This window comes from Segeticoccus sp. (assembly GCF_035708005.1).
The window spans coordinates 1-5,264 of record NZ_DASSTI010000161.1; the positions used below are offsets into that span (position 1 = coordinate 1).

The window sequence follows — 5,264 nt, forward strand, 5'->3', positions numbered from 1 at the left end:
CGGTTGCGGTGGCTGCTCCTCGTCAGCTGCCTGCTGATAGTGCCGCTGGGAGCGCTCTTTGGCGAGCGACTGACGGACTTCGGGGACCTGCGGCAGGCCGTCGCCGCTGGTCAGGTGAGACAGGTCTGGGCGACAGACGGCATCGGGACAGGGTCCACCGGGTGTTCGACGCAACAGCTCCACTGGCGCAACGGCGCGCTCCCCCGGCGCACCGAGGTCGTGATCCAGAGCTCCGGTGAGGGGTACGACTGCGACCACTCCGCCACGCGACTGCTGAACAGTCGCGACGCCGTGACCCCACTGCGAGCGCTGCAGCCCGGCCTGCGCGTCACGCGAGTCCGGAGCGACTGGTCCTCGAGCACCCTGTTCGGCTGGTCGATTCCGCACTGGCTCGGGCTGGCCGGGCTGGGCTTGCAGGTGCTCGGCGTCATCATGCTGATCCACGGGCCCACTCCGTGGCGGGCGACCCGTTGGGCGTGGTTCTGGGTGATGGTCAACCCGCTGGGCACGGTGGCCTTCGCCCTGCTCGGCGGTCCTACACCACCGCTGCCCGCGCCGCGGATGCCCCACCGCGTGCTCACCGGCGGCTGGGCCTTCTTCCTCATGCTGGTCCTCGGGGGATTCGCGAAGGCCTGGTCATGACGCCGAGCTGTTCGTGACGCCGGGGCTGTTCGGGAGGGCGGCGCCGAGTGAGTCCTGAGTCAGCCCCTGCGTCAGCCCAGTGCGGTCACGGCCACGGCCTGGCCTGAGCGCCCGGCCAGGCGGAACAGGTCCAGGGCGGCGGGGGCGACCTGCACGACGGGGACGTGCACGGCATACAGCTCGGCGGCGGCGAGGGCACCCAGGGTGATGATCGCGTCGGGCTGGGTGAGGACGATCGCGGCGGGCGCGGCGCCGGCGCGGATGAGCTCGGCGAGCACGCTGGAGGAGGAGGACGATCCGCGCCCGGAGGCCATCGCCAGGACCGCGCCGGTGACCGAGTGGCCGAGCTGCGGGTGGTGGGCGTCGACGATGCGGCCGTGGTGGTCCACGCCGCCCCAGAACGACAGCGGCAGCGTGAGCGCGAGCACCGGGCCGGTTGCCTTGCCTGCACACAGGATCCGTCCGCTCACCGCCTCACCGGCAAGCTCGACCGTGCCGGGGGTCTCACCGACCGACTTGGCCGCCTCACTCATCGAGCACCATCCGTCCGGCCACGGCCGAGCGCACGCACTCCGCGAGTGAGCCGAGGGTTACGTCGATGCCGAGGTTCGCCGGCGCGTAGTGCGCCCACTTGCCGGAGTTCGTCATCGCGGTGCGCGTGCCCGCGGGCAGGATCGACGTGACGTAGGTGCAGGTATCGAGGACGAAAACGCCTCCGGCGGCTTCGATCTGGCGGACATACCCCGCCTGCTCGGCCAGCCGGTGCACCCCGCGCCCGGTGGAGAGGTAGAGCCGGCAGCCGTCGGCGACGCGCTTGCCGGCGAGCGCCTCCGCGAGCGCGCGCACCTCGGCGAGCGAGGCGTGCGGCGTGCCGAGGCTGACCACGTCGAGGGCGTCGGTGCGCGCGGTGCACAGGTCGCGCCGCGCCGCGCGCAGGTCCTCTTCGGTCAGGACGACAGCCGGTATGCCCGGATCGGCGACGGCTGCCAGCGTGGGCGCCTCGGGAGTGCGCCCGACGGCGTGGAAGAGGGCGACGGATCCGGAGGAGGCAGCCGTCGAGCCGAGGGTCTTGAGCTGGTCCTCGGACGCGTCGCCGGGCAGCCCGACCACTGCGGGGACCTGGTCGCCGCTGCGCAGCCCGACGAGGTAGCCAACCAGGGCATAGCCGAGCTCGGAGGCGAACCACCGCGGCGGCACCGCGCGAACGTCGACGACCAGCTGGGCGCGGCGATTCGTGTCCAGGTGCAGCCCCGCGGCGGGTGCCTTGCCGGTGACCGCGGCGCAGATGTCGAGGAAGTCGCCGTAGCGGTCGGTCCGGGCGCCGAGCACGGAGTTGGCGAAGACGATGGCGTTGGACTCGGCCCAGGCGACGTGCTCGCCGACCGCGGGCCGGGCGTCGACCTGGTAGGGCGCGCAGGTGAAGGTCGGGCGCGCGCCGATCGCGAGGTAGGCCTGCATGAGCTCGCGCCCGGCGGTCTTGATGTCGGGATAGCGCTCGGCGTCGTCCCGGATGAGGCCCGGGTGGACCAGGTCCAGGGAGCCGACGTTGAGCGTGGTCGGCACGGCGACCCGGCCGCCGAGGTCGAGCAGGCGGTGGACGAAGTCGAGTCCGGCCCGCCCGTGGTAGAGGCAGGAGTCGATGTGCGCCTGCGTCACGTCCAGCAGACGCTCGGCGCCCCGCACCCGTGCGAGGCCGACCACGATCCGCATCGCCATGGCGACGGCCGGCCCCTGCCCGCCGTCCAGCATCTCCTGCTCGGTGCGGGTGAGCTCCAGGGTCACGTCTCGCCCAAGGGTTCGATGAGTGGCTCCAGCCGGGCGCCCTCGGGCTCGCGCCGGGTCTCGGCGAGGTCGGCGCGGACGTGGTCGAGGTGGGAGCTGATCTCGGCCCGGACCAGGTCGGTGTCGCCGGCCTCGGCGGCGGCGAGCACGCGCTCGAGCTCGTCGACCATCCCCACCAGGGCCTCCGGCGGCAGCTCGGCGACGGCGCCGAGGCGCTCCTGGTCACGCAGGCCGAGCGCGAGCTTCGCCAGGCGCTCCCCGCCGCCGCGGATGAGGAACAGTTCGTGGACGCGCCGCTCGTGGATGAGGAAGTCCCGGATCCGGCCGTCCTCGGCAGCCCGGCGCGCCTCGGCCATCTCCGCCTCGGCCGGCGCGCGCAGGTCGGCCACGTCCACGGCGGCCAGCCGGATGATCGCGGGGACCTCCAGCAGGCGTCGGATGTCGGCCAGCTCGTCGAGCTCCTCCTCGGTCCGCGGCACCAGCCGGAACCCGCGGTTGCGCACCGGCTCCAGGACCCCCTCGTTGACCAGCGCCATCATCGCCTCGCGCACCGGGCTGACCGAGATGCCGAGCTGCTTGGCCAGCGCGGTCGCGGAGTAGATCGACTCCGGTCCGATCTCGCCGGAGACGATGGCCTCGCGGATGATCGCCTGCGCCTGCTCACGCAGCGGCGCGGGCCGGATGATCGCGGTCTCGGAACTGACGTGAGGGCTCTGGATGCTCATCTGGCTCCCTTCCGGGCCGGTGCTGTGGCCGTCGCCCATCGCGCCGACCCATTGACAGGGCCATCCCGCGGGCACAGACTAGCGCGCATCGTAGACGGTAATCGATCACCGATCACCCGTCCCGCCACGTTCCTCCCCGGGAAGGACGGCCATGGCCTTCGACCCCCTCCTCGACCCCTTCGACCTCGGCAGGCTGCACCTGCGCAACCGGGTCGTCAGCACCTCCCACGAGCCCGCCTTCGGTGAGGACGGGATGCCCAAGGACCGCTACCGCCTCTACCACCTGGAGAAGTCCCGCGGCGGCGTCGGCCTCACCATGATCGGCGGGTCCGCGGTGGTCGGCCCCGACTCCCCGCCGGTGTTCGGCAACCTGGAGATGTACCGCGACGAGGTCGTCCCCTGGCTGCGGCACCTGTCCGACGACGTGCACGAGGCCGGCGCCGCCGTGATGATCCAGCTCACCCACCTGGGCCGGCGCACCAGCAACTACACCGGCGACTGGCTGCCGGTCGTCTCCGCCTCCGGGATGCGCGAGCCGCAGCACCGCGCCTTCCCCAAGGTCGCCGAGGACTGGGACATCGACCGGATCGTCGCGCAGTATGCCGACGCGGCCGCGCGTGCCGAGGCCGGTGGCCTGGACGGGATCGAGCTGCAGCACTACGGCCACTTCATGGACAGCTTCCTGTCGCCGTGGCTGAACGACCGCGACGACGAGTTCAATGGCGACCTGGCCGCCCGGCTGGAGGTCGGCCTGCGGATCGTCCGGGCCGTCAAGGCGAGCGTGGGCAGCGACTTCCAGGTCGGCATACGGATGGCGATGGACGAGGGGCGACCGGACGGGCTGCGGCCCGCCGAGACCATCCCGGCCCTGCGGGCATACGCGCAGGAGGGCGTGACGTTCGTCAGCGTCATCCACGGCACGATCGAGTCGGACAAGGCGCTGGCCGAGACGATTCCGGGGATGGGCACGCCGTCGGCGCCGTTCCTGGACCTGTGCAAGCAGGTGCGCGAGAGCGTCGCCATCCCGGTCATGCACGCGGCCCGGATCGCCGACGTCCCCACCGCGCGGTATGCCGTGCGCGAGGGTTACGTGGACCTCATCGGGATGACGCGCGCGCAGATCGCCGACCCCTACCTCGTGCGCAAGCTGGAGGCCGGCAAGGAGGACGAGATCCGGCCGTGCGTGGGCGCGAGCTACTGCCTGGACGCGATCTACGACTCCGGCAGCGCCAAGTGCATCCACAACCCGGCAGTGGGGCGTGAGGCCGAACTCCCCCACGTGCTGGGCGATTCGGCGGATGAGCGCTTGCACGTCGTGGTCGTCGGCGCCGGGCCGGCCGGGCTCGAGGCAGCGCGGGTGAGCGCCTCACGGGGGCACCGGGTCACGGTGCTGGAGGCGAACTCCAAGCACGGCGGGCAGGTCGCGATCGCGGCGCACTCCGAGCGGCGGCGCGACCTGATCGGCATCGTCGACTGGCGCCTCGCCGAGGCACGCCGGTTGGGAGCGTCGTTCTCGTTCAACACGCTTGCCGAGGACTCAGACGTGCTGGCGTTGGCGCCGGACGTGGTGATCGTCGCCACCGGCGGGATGCCGAACTCCACCTGCGTGCCGGTCGGCCACGACCTCGTGCACGACGTGTGGGACGTGATGACCGGCGGGCTGAAGACGACCGGCAGCGTGCTCGTCTACGACGACGCGGGCGGCTACCCGGCGCTCGACGCGGTCGAGCACCTCGCCACCCACGGCGCGACCGTGCACTACGTCACGCCCGAGCGCACGGTCGGGGTCGAGGTCGGCTCGATGAACTCCCCGGCCTACCTCGCCACCATCGAGAAGTATGACGTGAGCGTCGCCCTGGCGCGGCGCGTCACCGAGGTCAAGGCCCTCGGGCCGGGCGCCGGTGTCGTGGCGCTGCTGACCAAGGAGTACTCGGACATGACCGAGACGCTGCAGGTCGACCACGTCGTCGTCGACCACGGCACCGTCCCCAACGACGACCTGTACTTCGCGCTCAAGCCGGCCTCCCGCAACCTCGGGCAGGTCGACTACCAAGCGCTGTTGGCGGGCCGGCCGCAGGAGCTGTCCCCCCACCCCGACGGCAGCTTCCGGCTCTT

At 72.2% G+C, this 5,264-nt stretch carries 5 protein-coding genes; 2 read left to right on the top strand and 3 right to left on the bottom strand.

Going from position 1 to position 5,264, the window contains the following annotated elements; genetic code table 11:
• Nucleotides 1-642, top strand: a 642-nt coding sequence (locus tag VFL99_RS15590; protein WP_325107275.1) for a hypothetical protein, incomplete at its 5' end; no start/stop codon positions are given.
• A 71-nt stretch (nt 643-713) separates the two neighbouring features.
• Here VFL99_RS15590 and VFL99_RS15595 read toward each other — a convergent pair.
• The 3 genes from VFL99_RS15595 to VFL99_RS15605 are packed head-to-tail and all read right to left on the bottom strand — an operon-like array spanning nt 714 to nt 3,149.
• Nucleotides 714-1,175: an aconitase X swivel domain-containing protein gene (locus tag VFL99_RS15595; protein ID WP_325107276.1), complete on the bottom strand. Its 462-nt coding sequence runs from the start codon at nt 1,173-1,175 to the stop codon at nt 714-716.
• Nucleotides 1,168-2,424: an aconitase X catalytic domain-containing protein gene (locus VFL99_RS15600; protein ID WP_325107277.1), complete on the bottom strand. Its 1,257-nt coding sequence runs from the start codon at nt 2,422-2,424 to the stop codon at nt 1,168-1,170. Before VFL99_RS15600 ends, VFL99_RS15595 begins: the two co-directional genes overlap by 8 nt.
• Nucleotides 2,421-3,149, bottom strand: a complete 729-nt coding sequence (locus VFL99_RS15605; RefSeq protein WP_325107278.1) for a GntR family transcriptional regulator — start codon at nt 3,147-3,149, stop codon at nt 2,421-2,423. The genes VFL99_RS15600 and VFL99_RS15605 overlap by 4 nt, the downstream gene beginning before the upstream one ends.
• Nucleotides 3,150-3,300: 151 nt before the next feature.
• On the opposite strand from VFL99_RS15605, the gene VFL99_RS15610 reads away from it, so the two are divergent.
• The coding region (locus VFL99_RS15610; RefSeq protein ID WP_325107279.1) for an oxidoreductase at nt 3,301-5,264 on the top strand (1,964 nt) is incomplete at its 3' end.